This window comes from Peribacillus sp. NPDC097197, from assembly GCF_050278025.1.
Taxonomy (GTDB): domain Bacteria; phylum Bacillota; class Bacilli; order Bacillales; family DSM-1321; genus Peribacillus.
In genome coordinates, this window is sequence record NZ_JBNNST010000004.1 from 193,468 (window position 1) to 213,796 (window position 20,329).

The window sequence follows — 20,329 nt, forward strand, 5'->3', positions numbered from 1 at the left end:
GCAGGAGCAGAGCCAAGGCCCTGCTTACTGCTTGTGATTAGTTTTTGTAAGCAATGGACTTTGGAATGTAAATGACTTGCCCTTCGGTAACGCTCTGATTGCCTTCTAGTTCATTACTAAGAAGCAAGGATTGTACCGTGACGCCATAACGCTGGGCCAGATCATCTATCGTTTCCCCCTGCTGTACAATACAGACCTTCATCCTGACCAATTCTTCTTCCTGCTTTCTTCCGAAAAGATCCATGATGGTGTGTTGCTTATCCGCATTATCCTGGTTTTCTTTTTCACCTTGTTCGGCATTTTGCTTTTTTCTGCCTTTATAATTTTTCATTTCTTTTGCCTGTTTTTCGGGTTTTTCTCTTCTTTTGAATAGATCGGTCAAAGATGAAAGGGATTCCGGATCCTTTTCGAGGCTTGAGGATTCATTCTCATCACTTAGATTGTCATCTTGCCTATTGACGATGACATCCTGTTCTTGATGAGGCGAACCCGGGATTTTAACCACTGGCACATTTTCCACATCGGTCAAATAAACGGAGCCTTCCTTTTCTTCTTCTATTTCAGCGACTTTTCTTTTCACTTCGGTTTCAATACGTTTTCCTTTTTTATCTTCTATCTCAGCCACTCTTCTTTTGACCTGTTCCTCGATGTTTCCTTTGTTCTCTGCATCTTTTTTTGCCTCGATTTCATCCACTCGCCTTTTGACCTGTTCCTCGATACTTTCTCCTTTTCCTCCCTCTATCTCATCCACCCTTCTTTTAACCTGCTCTTCAATTCTTCCTCCTTTTTCTGTCTCAAACGATGCTGGCCACTTTTCCTTGGAAACAGGAGTCTCATTTTTCTCTTCCTCAATTTCAATTACTCTTCTTTTCACTTGCGTCTCTATGTCGTTATCCTGTCTGTTGACCTCGGCTTCCCACTGCATCTCCTCAGGAAATGGGGATACAGGAATTTCAAAAACAGGGGCGTTATGTTGATGATTGCTTAGGTATACCGGTTCCTCTTCTTCATCCTCTTTTGCTTCCGCGACTCGTTTTGCTTCTGCGGAAAATGGCGTGTATAGATCACTTTGCTCGTCATTGCGGAAGACATGATGGAAATCAGGGACGGGTGGTTCTGCAGCCGCATATGGAACGTATGATTCATTTTCTTCATCTGATTCCTCAAGAAACTCAGTCTCCTCGGTCTCTTGATCTACTTCCATGCGCTCTTCCACATAGGAATCATTGTAAATACCGGTTATCAACAAATCCGCCTGTAATTTTAGGCAGTTATGTTCAGGCAGGGCATAGTCAAAACTCTGAATCGTGATATCGATTTCCTCCAATGAGGAGATTCGGTTATTCGGTATCGTTATATCAACCGGAAATCGGTGTGTGAATTCATTGAGACCATCTGGATGCCTCTCAACCTTTTGAACGGCTTTCGGCAAAAAGCTTTGAGGAAATTCCTCATAATCACCGTTTTGCGAGTCTTTGTATTCACCACTTAAATCTAATGAACCCCGGATAAACACATATTGATCGCTTTCCTGGATCGTCACATTTGGATCGAGGGATATGGAATAGAGCTCAGCCACTTCCTGTCCCTTATGAAACCAAACGGACTCTTCCAAAGAAAATCGCAAATACGATTCGTTTTCTTGCGACAAGACAACTCCTCCTTTCAGCTTCAGAAAAACAGTACCTATACCAATAACAATCTATGAGGAAAGGGAAATGATTATTCCTTTAATCAATGGGAAAAATGGATGAATGAATCGAACAAACGGTTGAACGGAGGGGGGAAATCATCACAAATAAAAAAGGGCTTCCCCGGAATGGGGAAACCCTTACGATTATTTTTTCAATGTAGCGAAAGCTTTTTCAGCTGCTGCGATTGTTTTTTCAATGTCTTCATCGCTATGAGCCGTTGATAGGAATAAGCCTTCGTATTGAGAAGGCGGAAGATAAATCCCTTGGTTCGCCATTTCCCGGTAGTACGATGCAAAAAACTCTAAATCAGATGTTTTGGCTGTATCATAGTTCACTACATCTTCATTTGTAAAGAAAAGTCCGATCATTGAACCGGCACGGTTGAATGTATAGGGAATGCCATATTGTTTCGCCGCTTCCCCGATTCCTTTTTCAAGCATATCGCCTTTACGGGTAAACTCATCATACGATTCAGGTGTCAATTGACTCAGGGTTTCAAGTCCTGCTGTCATCGCAAGAGGGTTACCAGATAATGTACCTGCTTGATAAATATTACCGCTTGGGGCTACTTGCTCCATGATTTTACGTTTGCCGCCGAAAGCCCCGACAGGTAAACCGCCGCCGATCACTTTACCTAGGCAAGTCAAGTCCGGATCAACGCCGAAATAACCTTGAGCACAGTTATAACCTACTCGGAAGCCTGTCATGACTTCATCAAAGATCAATAAGGATCCGTATTGGGTCGTCAAGTCACGTAGTCCTTCAAGGAAACCAGGTTGTGGCGGTACGACTCCCATATTCCCTGCAACCGGCTCGACGATTATACAGGCGATATCTTCACCAAACTGTTCGAACGCGTATTTAGTGGCTGCAAGATCATTATATGGTACCGTGATGGTATTCTTTGCAATTCCTTCAGGCACTCCTGGACTATCAGGTAAGCCGAGCGTAGCCACACCAGAGCCGGCCTTAATCAGCAAGGAATCACCATGTCCATGATAAGACCCTTCAAATTTCAGGATTTTATCGCGGCCTGTATAGCCACGCGCCAATCTCAATGCACTCATCGTAGCTTCTGTTCCTGAAGAAACCATTCGGATCATTTCGATTGAAGGGACCCTCTCGATGACTAGCTTAGCCAGTTCATTTTCAATCAGCGTAGAAGTACCGAAGCTTGTACCTGATTCTGCTACCTTTTTCAATGCCTCAACTACACGGTCATTCGTGTGACCAAGAATAAGTGGACCCCATGAAAGAACGTAGTCAATATATTCGTTACCATCAATATCATAGAGTTTGGATCCTTTACCCCGTTCCATGAAAATGGGATCCATATCCACTGACTTGAAGGCACGGACAGGACTATTTACGCCCCCTGGCATCAGGTCTTTAGCTTCGGCAAACGCCTTTTTTGAGTTTTCGTATGAACGCATGTATCCGTCCCCTTTTCTCTAATAAACTATATTATTTTTTCCTCACTTATTATCTTCATCTATCCAACGGGCTACATCTTTTGAAAAATAAGTAATGATCAAGTCAGAACCTGCTCGTTTGAAGCCTGTCATCATTTCCATTACGATTGATTTTTCATCGATCCAGCCGTTTTGGGCGGCAGCCTTCACCATTGAATATTCCCCACTTACGTTATAAGCCACAATCGGAAGTGTGAAGGTATTTTTCATGTCCCTGATGACATCCATGTAGGAAAGAGCTGGTTTCACGATTAAGAAGTCGGCTCCTTCTTCTACATCGGATTCTGCTTCACGGAAAGCTTCTAGACGGTTAGCCGGGTCCATTTGGTACGTTTTCCGGTCGCCGAACTGAGGAGCCCCATTGGCCGCATCACGGAAAGGACCATAAAAAGCGGACGAATATTTCACAGCATAAGACATGATCGGGATATCTTCGTAACCCGCTTCATCTAGTCCTGCACGGATGGCCGCAACAAATCCATCCATCATATTAGAAGGGGCAATGATATCTGCACCTGCTTCTGCTTGGCTGATGGCCGTTTTGGCAAGAAGGTCAAGTGACGCATCATTTAATATTTTGTCTCCCTCAACTACTCCACAGTGACCATGGCTTGTGTATTCACATAAGCATGTGTCGGCAATGACCATGACTTCAGGGTATTGTTTTTTGATGAGTCGGGTCGCTTGTTGGACAAGTCCATTATGATGAAAGGCTCCAGTGCCTTGTTCATCCTTATCATGTTCAAATGGAACACCGAATAAAATGACTGATTTAATGCCAAGACCCACGACCTCATCCATCTCTGCCGCTAGATTATCCATCGAAAGCTGGTAAATTCCTGGCATGGAGGCGATTTCCGTTTTTATGTTCTCGCCGTCGATGATGAAAATCGGGTAGATTAAATCCTCTTTATGTACGTATGTTTCACGGACCAAAGCCCTCATGCCGGCACTTGCACGCAGGCGGCGGTGACGATTGAATAAAATATCTTTCATTTTATGGTTCCTCCTTTAGGATTCTTTTTAATAATATATCGTACTACTTCCTCAACCATCGCTTCTGTTGTATAGACATCAGGACATATAGAAACATGTAAACCATTTCTCGATGCCGTCCTGGCACAAATCGGTCCGATACAAGCAATGACAAGATCTTTTATGTATGTATTCAATTCATATTGTTCAATGATCTGTATAAAGTGATTCACCGTGGAAGAGCTTGTAAAGGTGATGATATCCACTTTCCCGTTCAAGATTAATTGGACCAGTTGTCTTTCGCTCTCTTGTGGAAGTATGGTGTGATAGATAATCATTTCATCACACGATGCACTCGTTTCATTAATGGCCTCCGCTATGACCGTCCTTGCGAGGTTCCCTTTCGCAAGGAGGACACGTTCACCGGGTTCGAGGTGAGTAATAAACTCCGAAACAAAACTTTCTGCAACATATTCGGATGGAACAAAATCCGCTTCATATCCATACGCGTTCAAAGCCTCTTCCGTTTTGGATCCAATGACGGCTATTTTCGGAAGCACCACATGTTGTTGCTTGCCGAGCAGCCTGAACAAAAAATCGACACCATTCTTGCTCGTTAATATGACCCAGTCATAGCTGTTCAATCGATTCAATCGTTCTTGTACCTCTTCCAGATTTTCTGGAAGGGTAAACTCAAGCAACGGCACCATCAGAGGAGTTCCCCCATTTTTTTTCACTAAGGTTTGCAAACCCTCTGCCTGCCCTTTCCCTCTGGTGATTAAAACCTGATAATCTTTAAGAGGCAAAAACGGCTTCATTACTGATCAAGCTCCTCTTTTACACGATCAATCAACTCTTTGCCACCGAATTCACTAATCAGTCTAGCAGCCTCAAGGCCAACTGCTTCAGGATTTGAGCCCTCAGCCATTTCTTTATAAATCACTTTACCATCCGGGGAAGCGACTAAAGCTGTTAAGGAAACATCTCCATTGTCTTTTGCAACTGCCAATCCTGCAATCGGCACCTGGCAGCCACCTTCCATTTTATCTAAAAAGGCACGTTCAGCTTCTACGGTCTTTTTCGTATTTTCACACGTGAATTTAGCAAGCTCAGACAATAAATCATGATCATCTGCACGGCACTCGATGGAAAGGGCTCCTTGGCCAACAGCCGGTAAACAAATGTCTTCATCTAAAAATTCCGTTACGACGTCTTTTTTCCAACCCATTCTAGCAAGACCTGCAGCAGCTAGAATGATGGCGTCATACTCTTCATTTTTTAGTTTATCCAAACGGGTATCAATATTCCCGCGAATCCATTTAATTTCAAGATCCGGTCTTCTTGACAAGATTTGGGCACTGCGACGCAAACTGCTTGTTCCGACAATAGAGCCCGGTTTCAATTCAGAAAGCTTTTCATGATTCTTTGAAATCAATGCATCACGGTGATCTTCTCTTGGTGGAATGCAGCCAATCGTCAATCCTTCTGGAAGCACCGCTGGCATATCCTTCATGCTATGTACAGCCATATCAATTTCCTTATTCAGCATGGCCTGTTCGATTTCTTTAACAAATAGTCCCTTACCGCCTACTTTCGAAAGCGTCACATCTAGGATCTGGTCACCTTTCGTGACTATTTCCTTCACTTCGAACTCGTAGGGAAGGCCAAGTTCCTTAAGTTGATTAATCACCCAATTCGTTTGGGTAATCGCTAGTTTACTACGTCTAGAACCGACAATGATTTTTCTCATAGTTTCCTCCTATGTATTCCAAACATGGAATGATGAAAGACTTCCAAAAAGGAAAAAGTTAATTAATACAATCATGAAGAATCCAATATTCAAAAAGGCCAAAGCCCTGCCATAAACCTGTTTTCGGATTTTCAAGTATAAATAAACACTGTATCCTATCAATATAACAAACGAACCGATAATTTTCATATCCAACCAAGAAACACCTGGTAATTTAAGATTGGCCCACTGAATGCCCAGTATCAAAGATACCCCCAATAACGGAACGCCGATTACAGCGAGAACATACGACAGATTTTCAAGCTTCGTCAAATCACCCAGTCGAAGCAACCGCTTACCCCATTTCTTTCGCTTCAATAAGTCATATTGAATCAAGTAGAGTAAGGAAAACACGAATGAAAGAGTAAAAGCACTATAAGATAGTAAGGCAAACGTGATATGAATAAATAAAAGCTCAGAAACCAGCTGTTGTGCAAGGACTTCCGATTCTATCTGGACAGGGGCAAACGTATGGATAGCCATCACCATGAACCCAAGTAGATTAGTAAAGAATACGATAAAATCGACCCGTAACAACCGGTTAATAATCAATGATAATGAAACGAGGAGCCAAGCATAAAAATATAGCCCTTCGAAAATCGTCAAGATCGGAAATCTTCCCGTTTTCATTACATAAAGAAATAAAAAAATTGTTTGCAGTACCCAAACAATAGAAAGCAACCAGAAGGCGATTTTATTAGCCTTCTGGTTATTATTTAGAAAATCGAAGAAATATAACAGCATACTGACGGCATATAACAATACAGTACCTTCATGTAACCTTGTCATTAGTAATTCCATATCTACCTCATTAATGGACAGGAACTGGATTTAGTAGAGAAGACTTCGCATGTGCCTTTTCAGTTTCATTGTCCTCTACCATCTTTTCTTCAACCAATTCCTCTAAATGAAAGATTTTCACAAAATTATTCAATTGTTCTTTTGCATTTGGTTCCTCTGCCAGTTCTTTGGCATATAAAATCGGATCCCTCAGCATTTGATTAATGATGCTCTTCGTATGTTTGTTCAATACTTTTATATCACGTTCACTCAAGTGTGGGAGCTTTCTTTCAATGCTCTCCATCGTTTCCTTTTGAATCGATAACGATTTTTCCCGTAGGGACGAAATAACTGGCACCACACCAAGCAAATTCATCCACTGATTAAATTCAACAATCTCGAATTCAATCATTAAGCCAATCTTTTCAGCAGCTTTCTTACGTTCTTCGATATTCGCTTGTACGATTCCTTCAAGGTCATCGATGTCGTATAGGAATACGTTTTCCAGTTCAGCCAACGTTGGATCCAAGTCACGTGGAACAGCGATATCCACCATGAAGATAGGACGGCCTTTGCGAAGCTTGTTCACAAATGTCATCATTTCTTTTGTGACGAGAAGGTCTTTCGATCCAGTGGACGTAATTAAGATATCCGCTTCCACCAATGCACATTGCAGTTCCTGAAGCTGTTTTGCATCTCCATTAAATCTCTCAGCTAAATCAACCGCCTTCTGATAAGTACGATTGATGACAGTAATGCTATCCGCACCATTACTGTGAAGATTTTGAATCGCCAATTCACCCATTTTACCTGCTCCGAGAATCAGCACATTCTTGCCACTTAAGCTTCCAAAGATTTTCTTCGCCAATTCAACGGCCGCATAGCTCACGGAAACTGCATTCGTATTGATTTCCGTTTCCGAATGGGCTTTCTTGGCCAGTGTAAGGGCTTGCTTGAAAAGATGATTAGAAACCGTTCCTATTGTATCTTCCTTCTGTCCCAACATATAACTCGAGCGAACTTGTCCCAAAATCTGCGTTTCCCCAAGAATCATGGAGTTCAGGCCACATGTAACTGAAAATAAATGCTCAACAGCAGCGTCCCCTTCATAGAAAAACAGATATTTAGAAAACTCCTCTTTATCGATGTGAAACCACTCAGAAAGGAATTCCTTAATATAGTATCGGCTAGTATGAAGTTGATCACCTACCGCATATATTTCCGTTCTATTGCATGTGGAAATAATGACATTCTCCAAAATACTTTTTTTATTTTTAAGAGCTTTCATTGCCTCGGCAAGTTCGGCTTCATTAAACGACAATTTTTCCCGAATTTCTACAGGGGCAGTTTTGTAATTGATACCAACCGCTAGAATATGCATCTTTTCTTTTGCACCCCCAAAATTTTTCATGTACCTTCATTATACCATGTACAAAAACTGAAACAAAAAAATATATGAACAGTTTATGAACGTATGCTACCATAATAAGAAAGCTTGTTCACCCACTAATATAGTGAATGTATAAGCCGTATTTTTATATTAAATACATATTTCGACATTGTGTACAAAAGAACCATATCAAAAATACCAATAAACTTCAAGTAATCGAATTGATAGGAGGATAAAATGAAAAAGCAACGAATTTTTCCCGGAATCATTTTAATCGGTTTCGGACTTTATTTTTTTCTTGAACATTCACGAATTGAAATTTTCCCAGGTTTCTTTAGCTGGCCTACACTATTATGTATTGTCGGTATTGCCTTTTTAATCCAGGCCTACAGTGGGAGTGAGTATGAATCCATCCTTCCGGGTGTCATCCTGCTCGGATTCGGCGCCCATTTCCATATCGCCAATAACCTCGAGATTTGGCCGGATAGCCTTGGTATCTTTATTTTAATCATTTCTCTAGGTTTTATTCTTAGGACACGTAAAACGAATACAGGCATGATGCACGGGATGATTTTATTCTTCATAGCGATCCTCACTTTGTTTTATGACAAAATCACCTCATCTTTCGGAATACTGGAAACAGGAACCTATAATATAGAAAAATTTTGGCCATTTGTTTTAATCGCAATTGGTGTGTATATCTTACTTCGAAGAAAATGAAAAAGGCCTCCCCGATGGGAGACCTTTTTTCATTAAGAAGAGAAGGGCATTCCACTTAGGGAATGTCCTTTAGCTCTTACATGTATTTCTTCAAAACGCCCCAGACTTGTTCTTTACCTTCTCCGGTTTCACCTGAGAAAAGAAGCAATTCATCTTCTTTTTCCAGATTAAGCGTTTGGCGTGTGATTTTAAGATGTTTTTGCCATTTCCCTTTTGGGATTTTGTCCGCTTTCGTCGCTATCACGATTCTTGGCAAATCGTAATGCTTCAGGAACTCATACATGGCTATATCATCTTTAGTCGGCGGATGGCGTAAATCAACGACCAATATCGCTGCACGAAGCTGTTCACGGGAGGTGAAATATGTTTCAATCATTCTCCCCCACGCATCACGTTCGCTTTTAGAAACCTTTGCATACCCGTAACCAGGTACATCCACAAAATGCATGGCTTCATTTATGATATAGAAATTCAGCGTTTGCGTCTTTCCTGGCTTGGAAGAAGTCCGCGCTAAATTTTTTCGATTGATCAATTTATTGATGAAACTTGATTTCCCGACATTGGAACGACCAGCTAAGGCAAATTCCGGAATGGGGGTGTTAGGATATTGTTCAGGCTTAACGGCACTGATGACAATATCTGAACTTGTTACTTTCATTCGTCCACACCTACCAATGCATGTTCTAGGACTTCATCAACATGTGAAACTGGAACAAATATTAATTCTTTACGGACACTTTCCGGGATATCATCAATATCCTTTTCGTTATCTTGCGGGATGATGATTTTCGTAAGTCCTGCCCGATGAGCCGCTAAGGATTTTTCCTTAAGGCCCCCAATTGGGAGAACCCGTCCGCGTAATGTAATTTCGCCTGTCATGCCTACCTCTTTTCTGATCGGCCTATTAGTTAGAGCCGATATTAACGCTGTTGCAATCGTGATGCCTGCAGATGGACCATCCTTAGGAACGGCTCCTTCTGGAACATGGATATGGATATCATACTTTTCATGGAAGTTCGTATCGATGTGGAGTTTCTCGGTCTTCGAACGTACATAACTGAAAGCAGCCTGAGCTGATTCTTTCATGACGTCGCCAAGTTTCCCAGTCAAAATGAGCTTTCCTTTTCCTGGTGATAGAGATACCTCGATCTGTAACGTATCCCCACCAACGGAAGTGTATGCCAATCCATTAGCGACACCTATTTGGTTTTCTATCTCCGCTTGTCCATAATGGAACATCGTTTTCCCTAAAAACTCCTCGACATTCTTATCAGAAATCACGACTCGTTTTTTATCACCGGAAACGATGATCTTCGCCGTTTTCCTGCAAATACTGGCAAGCTGCCGTTCTAGACTACGGACACCGGCTTCCCGAGTATAATAACGAATGATCTTAGTAAGGGCTTCTTCACGGATTTGCAGTTGTGTCTTCAATAGACCATGATTCTCCAACTGTCTAGGCAGTAGGTGATCCTTGGCGATATGAAGCTTCTCTATTTCAGTATAACCTGCAATCGAAATGATTTCCATACGATCACGAAGCGGTCCTGGAATTGTTGAAAGATTATTGGCTGTCGCAACGAACATAACTTTAGAAAGATTATACGTCTCTTCAATATAATGGTCACTGAAGTTATGGTTTTGTTCCGGGTCAAGCACTTCTAACATCGCGGCCGATGGGTCTCCCCTAAAGTCATTGGACATCTTATCCACTTCATCCAGTAAAAATACCGGATTAATCGTGCCCGCCTTTTTCATCCCTTGGATGATTCTACCTGGCATGGCCCCTACATATGTGCGGCGGTGTCCCCGGATTTCCGATTCATCACGCACGCCACCTAGGGAAATTCGAACAAACTTCCGGTTCAATGATGAGGCAATCGACTTAGCTAAGCTTGTTTTTCCGACGCCTGGAGGACCTACCAAACAAAGAATCGGTCCCTTTAACGAATTAGTCAGCTGCTGGACAGCCAAGTATTCAAGGACCCGTTCTTTGACCTTTTCCAATCCATAATGGTCACGGTTAAGGATTTTTTCCGCTTTATGAATATTAAGATCATCTTTCGTGGCATTCGACCATGGAAGCGATATTAACCATTCGATGTAATTGCGGATAACGGAGCTTTCAGCTGAACTGGATGGTACTTTTTCATACCGGTCGAGTTCTTTTAAAGCCGTTTCTTTAATATGCGCTGGCATATCGGCTTCTTCTATTTTTTCAGTAAGGACGGTGATTTCTCCTGTCTTACCTTCTTTATCCCCTAGTTCCTTCTGGATGGCCTTCATTTGTTCACGTAGATAATATTCTTTTTGTGTTCGTTCCATGGATCGTTTGACACGCTGACCGATCTTTTTCTCCAGGAAAAGGACTTCCTTTTCGTTATTGATGATTTCAATCACCCGGCTTAAGCGCTCTTTCATATCAATGGTCTCAAGCACTTCTTGCTTCTCTTTCAACTTAAGAGGCAAATGGGAGGCGATGATATCAGCCAATCTACCCGGTTCTTCAATATCTGAAGTGGAAGAGAACGTTTCACCGGTTATTTTCTTGGACATCTTTATGTATTGTTCAAAATAATCCAGCAAGGTGCGCATTAACGCTTGATGTTCCGCATCTTTTTCATCGCTGTCTTCATATATTTTAACCTTCGCACCATAGTGTGTCTCATAATCATAAAATTCACTAACCTCTGCCCGGTTTAAACCTTCCACTAAAACACGGATGGTACCATTTGGAAGTTTCAGCATCTGTTTTACTTTTGTTAATGTACCCATGGTAAATAAATCTTCTTCACCAGGTTCATCCAACGTCACATCTTTCTGTGTCGTCAAAAATATAAGATGGTCTTCCACCATTGCTTTCTCAAGGGCTTGTACCGATTTATCTCGGCCCACATCTAAATGAAGTACCATTGTTGGATATACAAGCAGTCCTCTTAGCGGCAGGAGGGGAACGATGATTTCTTGATCAGTCATTTCCTGACACCTCCAAATTTAGTATCGTCGTTGTAAACTAATTACCCAAGTTATCAACCTTTTAACAATTCTATCCTATTTATATAGAAGTGTCTATTTGTTTACCTTAACAGGTATAATTGCTTTTATTATCTCCAATTTCCGAGGAAAAAGCACGCCTGAATTCATGATTATTTTTTTCGGCCAGAAAACGCCCCGGTCTTTTTCAAACCGGGGTTCTCCTGTTATACGCTTTCTTTTTTCGAAGGGTCCAAGGAGGCTAATATCTGATCGGATATTATCTCTTTCTTCAGCGCCCTATCCAATACTTCTTTTACATTCGTAACAGGAATGATCTCGATATCTTTTATTTCCAGCAGCAGCGGTTGCATGTTTTCAGCTGGAATAATGACAGTCTTTGCCCCAGCCAGTTTTGCGGCCTTTATCTTCGGAATGACGCCTCCGATTGGTTTAACGCCACCATGAATACTAATTTCTCCCGTCATCGCTACCGTATGATCCACAGGCATTTTATAGATGGCCGAGTATATGCCCGTTGCCATCGCTATACCCGCTGATGGACCGTCCACAGGGCTGCCGCCTGGGAAGTTAACATGGATATCGAATTGGTCGGCTGGAACGCCCATGGAACGCAGGACCGTGATGACATTTTCAATCGACCCCTTGGCCATGCTTTTGCGACGAATGGATTTCCCATTTCCACCACCAATGCTTTCTTCTTCGACTATCCCTGTAATATTGATTGAACCTTTATCATCGTTAGCAGCCATCACAGTCACTTCGATTTCCAACAAAGCCCCACTGTTAGGACCATAAACGGCAAGACCATTAACCAGTCCTATTTTTGGACTTGACTCTATTTTCCGGTCCATCCTCTGTGTAAGTTGGCTGCTATGAGCCATCCAATCAATATCTTCTTCCCTGATGTAGCTTCGATTTTCATTAATGGAGATACCGGCCAATGTTTGAATCATATTGACAGCTTCCCTTCCATTTCGGGCGTAATCCGAAATCGACTGAAGTCCCTTTTCACTAATAGTGATACCTACCTTATCGGAAGCATTTTTGGCAACGGATACGATTTCCTCACGGTCCAGTTCACGGAAAAACACTTCAATGCACCTTGAACGAATGGCTGGGGCAATTTCATTAGGCGTTCTTGTTGTAGCCCCAATCAAGCGAAAGTCGGCAGGAAGTCCATTTTTAAATATATCATGGATATGGGTCGGAATATTTTGATTTTCCTCTTGATAATAAGCACTTTCGAGAAACACTTTCCGGTCTTCCAGCACCTTTAACAACTTGTTCATTTGAATGGGATGGAGTTCCCCAATTTCATCTATAAACAGTACGCCGCCATGAGCATTACTGACAGCCCCTTGTTTGGGTTGCGGGATACCCGCCTGGCCCATGGCCCCGGCGCCTTGATATATAGGGTCGTGCACTGAACCTATTAACGGATCGGCTATTCCCCGTTCATCGAATCTAGCAGTCGTTGCATCCAGTTCGATAAAGACTGCCGACTTCTTGAAAGGAGACTTCCCATTTTTCTTGGCTTCTTCTAGAACGATCCTTGCAGCTGCCGTTTTCCCCACTCCTGGAGGGCCATAAATGATCACATGCTGGGGATTCGGACCGCATAAAGCTGCTTTTAGAGATTTGATGCCGTCCTCCTGACCGATGATATCCTTAAATGTAATCGGCCTCACCTTTTCTGACAATGGCTCTGTTAGGGAGATGGACCTCATCCTTTGTAGCTGATCCATTTCCTTTCGTGAATCACGGTTAATCGAAACTTTTTGTGTCCGTTGACCTTTTAATAAATTCAAAAAATACAAACCAATCACAATACCAAAAAACAACTGAATAAATAACGCTATTCCTGTCCAGTTCATCGTTTTCCCTCCTGCTACTGCCTTGTCATTTCTGATAGTATCTCCTAGGGGAGGGCGAAATAATCCAATAAATATGGGATGTAAATTTTGGTGTTTTGAGATATAAACTTAGAAGCACTGAGGTAATGAAAAAGAACATAAAAAAACTGCCAGAAGAACTGGCAGTTTTTTCACTAATCGATTAAGCAGATGTTTTCTTCCCTTGTCCCTGAATGGTTGTACCATCTTTCAGGACAAGCTTTGGTGTTTCGTTTTTCGCGATTGTGCTTCCTGTAATTACACATTTGGCAACATCATCACGTGATGGAAGATCGAACATCACTTCAAGGATAATTCCTTCAATGATGGAACGGAGTCCACGCGCACCTGTTTTACGTTCAATCGCCTTTTTAGCAATTTCACTAAGTGCTTCCTGTTCGAATTCCAATTCCACGTCGTCAAGCTCAAGCAATTTTTGATATTGCTTCACAAGAGCATTTTTCGGTTTTGTAAGGATTTCAATCAAAGCGGCTTCGTCCAATTGCTCTAGTGTAGCAATGACAGGAAGACGACCGATGAATTCCGGAATTAGACCGAAACGCAGTAAATCTTCTGGAAGAACTTTAGAAAGCAATTCTTTTTCTGCGATATCATCTTTTTTAACATCAGAACCAAAGCCAATGACTTTTTGGCCTAAACGGCGTTTGATGATTGGTTCAATGCCGTCAAAAGCACCACCACAGATGAATAAGATATTAGTCGTATCGATTTGGATGAATTCTTGATGAGGATGTTTACGTCCTCCTTGTGGCGGAACGCTTGCCACGGTACCTTCAAGAATTTTCAATAAGGCCTGCTGTACACCTTCACCGGATACATCGCGTGTAATCGATGGGTTCTCGGATTTACGGGCCACTTTATCGATTTCATCGATATAAATGATGCCTTTTTCCGCTTTTTCCACATCATAATCAGCCGCTTGAATCAGCTTAAGAAGGATGTTCTCTACATCTTCCCCAACATAACCAGCTTCCGTTAATGAAGTTGCGTCAGCAATGGCAAAAGGTACATTCAATAGACGCGCCAATGTTTGGGCAAGTAGCGTTTTCCCGCTTCCTGTCGGTCCAATAAGAGCGATATTACTCTTGGATAACTCGACGTCATCAACTTTGCTATTGGAATTGATGCGTTTATAATGATTATAAACAGCGACGGCCAAAGACTTTTTAGCCTGTTCTTGTCCAATTACGTATTCGTCTAGTATCGCACGAATTTCCTTAGGTTTAGGTACATCTCTAAATTCTACTTCTTCATCAGTACCTAGCTCTTCTTCAACGATTTCAGTACAAAGTTCGATACACTCGTCACAAATATATACACCTGGACCAGCTACCAGTTTGCGGACCTGTTCTTGAGTTTTTCCGCAAAAAGAACATTTTAATTGTCCTTTTTCATCATTAAATTTAAACATGAACGTTCACCCCTTTAAATACTCTTCCAACTCTAGTGATGTAAAGGTGTCAAATCCACTATAGGAAAGACACACAAATACTTAGCGTTCCAAAATTCCTAGTATGTTTTGCATTCTATCACGTTCTTGGAAATTTTGTAACAAAAACGCTCACCCACAAGTTGTCCAATAAGTACAAATTTTCATTTCATATGTATGTTTCCATTTACCAGTATGTCCAAACTTTTCGGTTTTTAAAATAAGGTTTTTCTGTATAAATATGTATATGCAGCATTAGAATTAATCTACACTGAAATGAAAAAAAAATCAATCAGAAACTATCAATTACCAACAAATTCTTAATATGTATAAAACAAGGCACGATTACTCGCGCCTTGTTTCTTTGAAGAAAATATTAGTAAACACTTACTTAAAATAAATTATTTTGCTTCAACAGTTTTGCTGTTTTCCACTAAGAAGTCAATTGCTTTCTTAATTTTAAGATCGCCTTTGATGCTTTCTAAGTTTCCAAGAGCTTGTTTGATTGCTTCAACTTCCATGTTGTACATTGTAGCCATTTCTGCAAGTTCAGCTTCAACGTCTTCATCAGTTGCTTCAATTTTTTCAGCTTCAGCGATAGCTTCAAGAGTCAAGCTTGTACGAACTTGTCCTTCAGCTTCTTCTTTCATTTGTGCTTTTAATGCTTCTTCGTCTTGACCTGAGAATTGGTAGTAAAGTTCTAAGTTTAGGCCTTGAGATTGAATGCGTTGAGAGAACTCATTCATCATGCGGTCTACTTCGTTAGAAATCATAGCTTCAGGAATGTCCATTTCTGCACCTTCAACAGCTTTACCGATTACAGTGTTTTGTACGAAGTTTTCTTCTTCATGTTTTTTGTCATGCTCTAATTTATGTTTTGTTTTTTCTTTAAGTTCAGCTAACGTTTCAACTTCTTCGTCAACGTCTTTCGCGAATTCATCATCCAACTCAGGAAGTTGTTTTGTTTTGATTTCGTGAATTTTCACTTTGAATACAGCTGGTTTACCTGCAAGTTCAGCAGCATGGTATTCTTCAGGGAATGTAACTTCGATATCTTTTTCAGCGCCTGTTTCAAGACCAACAAGTTGCTCTTCGAAACCAGGGATGAATGAGTTAGAACCGATTTCTAGTGAATGGTTTTCTGAAGCTCCGCCTTCGAATGCTTCACCATCAACGAATCCTTCAAAATCAAGAACGACTGTATCGCCTTCTGCAGCTTGCCCTTCTTCTTTAACGACAAGTTCAGCTTGACGTTCTTGCATTGATTTCAATTCGTTATCAACGTCTTCGTCAGTTACTTCAGTATTGAATTTTTCCACTTCAACACCTTTGTAATCTCCTAATTTAACTTCAGGCTTAACTGTTACAGTAGCCGTGAAGATTAGGTTTTCACCTTTTTCCATTTTCTCGATGTCGATTTCTGGACGATCTACAGGCTGAATTCCAGCTTCTTCGACAGCATTTGCATATGCATCAGGAAGGATGAAATCAAGAGCATCTTGATATAATGATTCTACGCCGAATTTCTTTTCGAACATTTGACGTGGCATTTTACCTTTACGGAAGCCAGGTACGTTTACTTGTTTAACTACTTTTTTGAATGCTGCGTCTAAACCTTCGTTTACTTTTACAGCTTCTACTTCGATTGTTAATACGCCTTGATTACCTTCTTGTTTTTCCCATTTTACAGACATGTGTTTCCCTCCAAAAAGATCTATATACTTCAATAATAAGCATTGGATGAATATGCTTTGCAAGTGTTAACAAGTCATCCTTCAAATATACCCAAGAAAAAAATTGGGAATTCGTCAAAATTAGACGATTATACATTACAACCACTACATTATAACACAGGTTCAAACCGTTACAACAGCAATAGGTTAAATAATGGGATAAGAAATTTCTTCGATTTCTTTTATAGTGGCTAGAATATTCGTAACCGCTTCCCCATCAACGGAATAACTATTCGCTATTTCTTGGATCCTATCTTCCCCTGTCATGTACTCTTCGGCTAACGCATGATAGGCAGCCGCCCATGCCGGTATCATATCTGATTCTGGTTCGAATGGATACAATAAAAAGGAATGCCGCTCAATTAGGCTGTGCACCATTTCAAATAAACTCGGATTTTTATGACTGATTTCCTCTTCTGTCAGGTTCATGATCGTTTTATGGAAGCTTGTTTCCTTCAAGGTCACCAGCTCTTTTGGATTGACAATCTTGGACTGCGTGAACTTCCAAACGGTTACTTCTTCATTATACTCCTGGTCTATAAGGATGTTTAATAGCATCGTTTTAAAAAATGGGTGTCCATCACGGTCTTGAAGAAACTGCTCGATTTGGGGGACAAAAGGTCGAATATTAAGATTCGTAAGTTTAGAAATCACAAGTAGCATTTCTTTATCCGATTTCCCTGCGAATAACTCTTCCTTCTGTAATTCTTCTTCCCGCAGCTGTAATTCCCTTTCGGTTTCCTCTTTTTTATCTTCAAGGGCCCGCTTGCTGAAGTGAAGCATCTTTTCAAAATGCTCCTCTTTGTCGAAGGGGATCTGGTTTTCATCAAATAAAAGTTCAATTGTCGTAATCATTTCCTGATGTTCATTCAATTGGAGTAGCACCATTAAATAGATGTTAATCAATTGGAAATAGTCACCGATTCCTTTATTAAGCATCTCTTGGCACAATTCTTTGGACTCTTCATAATACTCGAGCTCAACCAGGGAAACGACAAGGCCCATACATACTTCATCATTATCCGGCTCAAATTCCCGTGCTTGACTGAAGAGCCGGGCTGCGTCTTTAAAGTTCCTTTTTCCAAGCTCGTCGAGGCCCTTTATGATTAACCGTTCCCCTAGATTAGGAAATGGGACGACCTTCGGATCCTCTGTGCTCTTTCCATGTTTCCCAACCATCAATATTCACCTCGCCGTTCGCTTTTGGAAAATAGTTTAGCATGTAATAGAATGAAATTCAAAAAACAGTCACCTTCCAAGGTATCCGTTCCACTTATATGTAATTTAAAACTCCACAAAAAAGAGCTTCCTATTTTATTGGATAGGAAGCCTTTTTTTGAATTCATTACGCATTAGAAACTGCATCTTTTTGCTTTTCATAAGCTGCTATTTTCTCATCATATTGAAGGGTGATCGATATTTCGTCCCAGCCTTTGACGAGCATTTCCTTCCAATATGGATGAATCTCGAAGCTTGCTTCAAACCCTTGGCCATCTTTCACCGTTTGATTCGGTAAATCGACAGTCAGTTCATAATCAGGGGAAGCGGCCCTCTCCATCAGGTACTGGACTTGCTCATGGTTTAATGCGATGGGAACCATTCCATTCTTCATGCAGTTACTTTTGAATATGTCGGCATAAGATGGTGCGATGACAATATCGAAACCATAATCTTTCAACGACCATGGTGCATGCTCCCTTGATGACCCGCAGCCAAAGTTTTCACCCGCAATCAAAATCGAGGTATCACGATTTTGAGGCTGATTCAATTCAAAATCAGGGCGTTCATTTCCTTCTTCATCAAAGCGCCAGTTATAGAACAGGAATTCGCCAAAGCCGCTTCGTTCAATCCGTTTTAAAAATTGCTTTGGAATGATTTGATCGGTATCCACATTTTTCCGATTTAGTGCCGCCACTCTTCCTTTATATATAGTAATGGGTTCCATTTCCATTGTGCACCTCCTATTAATTTGTATTTACTGAACTCTCTCAGCCTTTTTCAAGTTTCTTATATCAACGAATTTCCCGTATATGGCCGCAGCCGCTGCCATGGCTGGACTTACTAAATGGGTCCTGGCCCCTGCCCCTTGTCGTCCCTCGAAATTCCGGTTACTCGTGGAGGCACAGTGTTCACCAGGAGGCACCGCATCCGGGTTCATGCTCAAGCACATGCTACAACCTGATTCCCGCCATTCAAAGCCTGACGATTTAAAAATTTCATCCAATCCTTCATCTTCCGCTTGCTTCTTGACACTTTGTGAGCCTGGTACCACCATTGCTCGAACACCTTTATGAACCGTCCTGCCTTCAATCATTTCAGCAGCCTGACGTAAATCTTCAATTCTGGAATTGGTACAAGAACCGATAAATACATGTTGAACCGGGATATCCGTAATCGCCATTCCTTCTTGAAGTCCCATATATTCAAGCGCGCGGCCGAGTTCCTTCGAATTAGTGATATCCTCTGCAAAAGTCGGTACCCGTTCATCCACTCCACTAGCCATGCCCGGATTTGTTCCCCAGCTGACCATTGGCGAAATCAAACTGCCATCAAGGACGATTTCCCGGTCATAAACCGCATCCTCGTCACTAACAAGTGCCTTCCAGTCCTGAACGCAACGCTCAAACTCTTCACCTTTTGATACATATTTACGACCTTTCAAATAGGAGAAGGTCGTTTCATCTGGTGCCACTAGCCCAGCACGAGCACCGCCTTCGATTGACATATTACATACGGTCATTCTTTCTTCCATTGACATGGCATCGAAAACTTCCCCACAATATTCAATGATATGTCCTGTCCCAAAGTCGACACCGAATTTGGATATAACATATAAAATGACATCTTTCGCCATGACTCCATGACCGAGTTTCCCATTAACCTCAAGCTTTAGCGTTTTTGGTTTAGTCTGCCATAGGGATTGAGTGGCCAAAACATGCTCCACTTCACTTGTTCCGATCCCGAAAGCAATCGATCCGAACGCCCCATGCGTAGATGTATGGCTGTCCCCGCAAACAATCGTCATACCAGGTTGTGTAAGACCTAATTCCGGACCGATGACATGAACGATTCCTTGTTCTGGGCTGTCTAGGTCAGCAAGACGGATACCGAATTCCTTACAGTTTTTATCGAGTGCCTCCAACTGTTTTCTTGCAATATCATCCGAAATGAAATGGCGATTTATAGTAGGCACATTATGGTCCATTGTTGCGAAAGTCCGGTCGGGCCTTCTTACTTTACGTCCTTTCAATCTCAAACCTTCGAATGCTTGAGGGGATGTTACTTCATGAATATATTGAAGATCTATATACAATAAATCCGGTTTATTTTCCTCTTCATATATAATATGGCGATCCCATATTTTTTCAATTATAGATTTACCCACTTATATCCACCTCGATCAATTTTATATTTTTTAAAAAACACGGCCTAGATTT

General features: G+C 41.4%; 16 protein-coding genes. 1 reads left to right on the plus strand and 15 read right to left on the minus strand.

Features of this window, described 5'->3' with window-relative positions:
- Nucleotides 1-37: 37 nt before the first annotated feature.
- The 7 genes from ACQKL6_RS07590 to hemA form a co-directional block, all read right to left on the minus strand.
- Nucleotides 38-1,651 carry a LysM peptidoglycan-binding domain-containing protein gene (locus ACQKL6_RS07590; protein WP_427650921.1) on the minus strand — a complete coding sequence of 538 codons (1,614 nt, stop codon included), beginning with the start codon at nucleotides 1,649-1,651 and terminating at the stop codon, nucleotides 38-40.
- A gap of 186 nt (nucleotides 1,652-1,837) precedes the next feature.
- Complete coding sequence (hemL, locus tag ACQKL6_RS07595) at nucleotides 1,838-3,127, minus strand: glutamate-1-semialdehyde 2,1-aminomutase (protein ID WP_402875844.1); 1,290 nt, start codon at nucleotides 3,125-3,127, stop codon at nucleotides 1,838-1,840.
- A gap of 42 nt (nucleotides 3,128-3,169) precedes the next feature.
- Nucleotides 3,170-4,162 (minus strand): porphobilinogen synthase, encoded by a 993-nt coding sequence (gene hemB, locus ACQKL6_RS07600; protein ID WP_402875846.1) that lies wholly within the window; start codon nucleotides 4,160-4,162, stop codon nucleotides 3,170-3,172.
- A complete protein-coding gene (locus tag ACQKL6_RS07605) occupies nucleotides 4,159-4,959 on the minus strand; it encodes a uroporphyrinogen-III synthase (protein ID WP_427650922.1) in 801 nt (266 codons plus the stop codon). The genes hemB and ACQKL6_RS07605 overlap by 4 nt, the downstream gene beginning before the upstream one ends.
- On the minus strand, nucleotides 4,959-5,891 hold the full coding sequence (gene hemC / locus ACQKL6_RS07610; protein ID WP_427650923.1) for a hydroxymethylbilane synthase: 933 nt from the start codon (nucleotides 5,889-5,891) through the stop codon (nucleotides 4,959-4,961). The genes ACQKL6_RS07605 and hemC overlap by 1 nt, the downstream gene beginning before the upstream one ends.
- A gap of 9 nt (nucleotides 5,892-5,900) precedes the next feature.
- Nucleotides 5,901-6,731, minus strand: a complete 831-nt coding sequence (locus ACQKL6_RS07615; RefSeq protein WP_402986494.1) for a cytochrome C assembly family protein — start codon at nucleotides 6,729-6,731, stop codon at nucleotides 5,901-5,903.
- A gap of 10 nt (nucleotides 6,732-6,741) precedes the next feature.
- A complete protein-coding gene (gene hemA / locus ACQKL6_RS07620; protein ID WP_402875855.1) occupies nucleotides 6,742-8,091 on the minus strand; it encodes a glutamyl-tRNA reductase in 1,350 nt (449 codons plus the stop codon).
- A gap of 246 nt (nucleotides 8,092-8,337) precedes the next feature.
- Between hemA and ACQKL6_RS07625 the strand changes: the two genes are divergently transcribed.
- Nucleotides 8,338-8,820: a LiaI-LiaF-like domain-containing protein gene (locus ACQKL6_RS07625; RefSeq protein ID WP_402875857.1), complete on the plus strand. Its 483-nt coding sequence runs from the start codon at nucleotides 8,338-8,340 to the stop codon at nucleotides 8,818-8,820.
- 76 nt (nucleotides 8,821-8,896) lie between these two features.
- Here ACQKL6_RS07625 and yihA read toward each other — a convergent pair whose 3' ends face one another.
- The 8 genes from yihA to leuC form a co-directional block, all read right to left on the minus strand.
- Nucleotides 8,897-9,478, minus strand: coding sequence for a ribosome biogenesis GTP-binding protein YihA/YsxC (gene yihA, locus ACQKL6_RS07630; protein ID WP_402874633.1), 582 nt, complete (start codon nucleotides 9,476-9,478; stop codon nucleotides 8,897-8,899).
- Complete coding sequence (gene lon / locus ACQKL6_RS07635) at nucleotides 9,475-11,796, minus strand: endopeptidase La (RefSeq protein ID WP_427650924.1); 2,322 nt, start codon at nucleotides 11,794-11,796, stop codon at nucleotides 9,475-9,477. The genes yihA and lon overlap by 4 nt, the downstream gene beginning before the upstream one ends.
- Nucleotides 11,797-12,020: 224 nt before the next feature.
- Nucleotides 12,021-13,691: an ATP-dependent protease LonB gene (gene lonB, locus ACQKL6_RS07640; protein ID WP_402874629.1), complete on the minus strand. Its 1,671-nt coding sequence runs from the start codon at nucleotides 13,689-13,691 to the stop codon at nucleotides 12,021-12,023.
- A 181-nt stretch (nucleotides 13,692-13,872) separates the two neighbouring features.
- Nucleotides 13,873-15,141, minus strand: a complete 1,269-nt coding sequence (clpX, locus tag ACQKL6_RS07645) for an ATP-dependent protease ATP-binding subunit ClpX (protein WP_402874628.1) — start codon at nucleotides 15,139-15,141, stop codon at nucleotides 13,873-13,875.
- A gap of 419 nt (nucleotides 15,142-15,560) precedes the next feature.
- Nucleotides 15,561-16,853 (minus strand): trigger factor, encoded by a 1,293-nt coding sequence (gene tig / locus ACQKL6_RS07650; protein WP_402958127.1) that lies wholly within the window; start codon nucleotides 16,851-16,853, stop codon nucleotides 15,561-15,563.
- Nucleotides 16,854-17,039: 186 nt separating this feature from the next.
- Nucleotides 17,040-18,071, minus strand: coding sequence for a tetratricopeptide repeat protein (locus ACQKL6_RS07655; RefSeq protein ID WP_402874622.1), 1,032 nt, complete (start codon nucleotides 18,069-18,071; stop codon nucleotides 17,040-17,042).
- A 166-nt stretch (nucleotides 18,072-18,237) separates the two neighbouring features.
- Nucleotides 18,238-18,837, minus strand: coding sequence for a 3-isopropylmalate dehydratase small subunit (leuD, locus tag ACQKL6_RS07660; protein WP_427650951.1), 600 nt, complete (start codon nucleotides 18,835-18,837; stop codon nucleotides 18,238-18,240).
- Between the two features lie 30 nt (nucleotides 18,838-18,867).
- Nucleotides 18,868-20,277, minus strand: a complete 1,410-nt coding sequence (gene leuC, locus ACQKL6_RS07665) for a 3-isopropylmalate dehydratase large subunit (protein ID WP_427650925.1) — start codon at nucleotides 20,275-20,277, stop codon at nucleotides 18,868-18,870.
- Between the last annotated feature and the right edge of the window lie 52 nt (nucleotides 20,278-20,329).

Bases quoted from the DNA above. Each gene is read 5' to 3' on its own strand.
- lonB (WP_402874629.1), bottom strand. From the start codon at position 13,691: ATGAACTGGACAGGAATAGCGTTATTTATTCAGTTGTTTTTTGGTATT.
- clpX (WP_402874628.1), bottom strand. From the start codon at position 15,141: ATGTTTAAATTTAATGATGAAAAAGGACAATTAAAATGTTCTTTTTGC.
- tig (WP_402958127.1), bottom strand. From the start codon at position 16,853: ATGTCTGTAAAATGGGAAAAACAAGAAGGTAATCAAGGCGTATTAACA.
- hemB (WP_402875846.1), bottom strand. From the start codon at position 4,162: ATGAAAGATATTTTATTCAATCGTCACCGCCGCCTGCGTGCAAGTGCC.
- ACQKL6_RS07605 (WP_427650922.1), bottom strand. From the start codon at position 4,959: ATGAAGCCGTTTTTGCCTCTTAAAGATTATCAGGTTTTAATCACCAGA.
- lon (WP_427650924.1), bottom strand. From the start codon at position 11,796: ATGACTGATCAAGAAATCATCGTTCCCCTCCTGCCGCTAAGAGGACTG.
- yihA (WP_402874633.1), bottom strand. From the start codon at position 9,478: ATGAAAGTAACAAGTTCAGATATTGTCATCAGTGCCGTTAAGCCTGAA.
- ACQKL6_RS07655 (WP_402874622.1), bottom strand. From the start codon at position 18,071: ATGGTTGGGAAACATGGAAAGAGCACAGAGGATCCGAAGGTCGTCCCA.
- hemL (WP_402875844.1), bottom strand. From the start codon at position 3,127: ATGCGTTCATACGAAAACTCAAAAAAGGCGTTTGCCGAAGCTAAAGAC.
- hemC (WP_427650923.1), bottom strand. From the start codon at position 5,891: ATGAGAAAAATCATTGTCGGTTCTAGACGTAGTAAACTAGCGATTACC.
- leuD (WP_427650951.1), bottom strand. From the start codon at position 18,837: ATGGAACCCATTACTATATATAAAGGAAGAGTGGCGGCACTAAATCGG.
- ACQKL6_RS07625 (WP_402875857.1), top strand. From the start codon at position 8,338: ATGAAAAAGCAACGAATTTTTCCCGGAATCATTTTAATCGGTTTCGGA.
- hemA (WP_402875855.1), bottom strand. From the start codon at position 8,091: ATGCATATTCTAGCGGTTGGTATCAATTACAAAACTGCCCCTGTAGAA.
- ACQKL6_RS07615 (WP_402986494.1), bottom strand. From the start codon at position 6,731: ATGGAATTACTAATGACAAGGTTACATGAAGGTACTGTATTGTTATAT.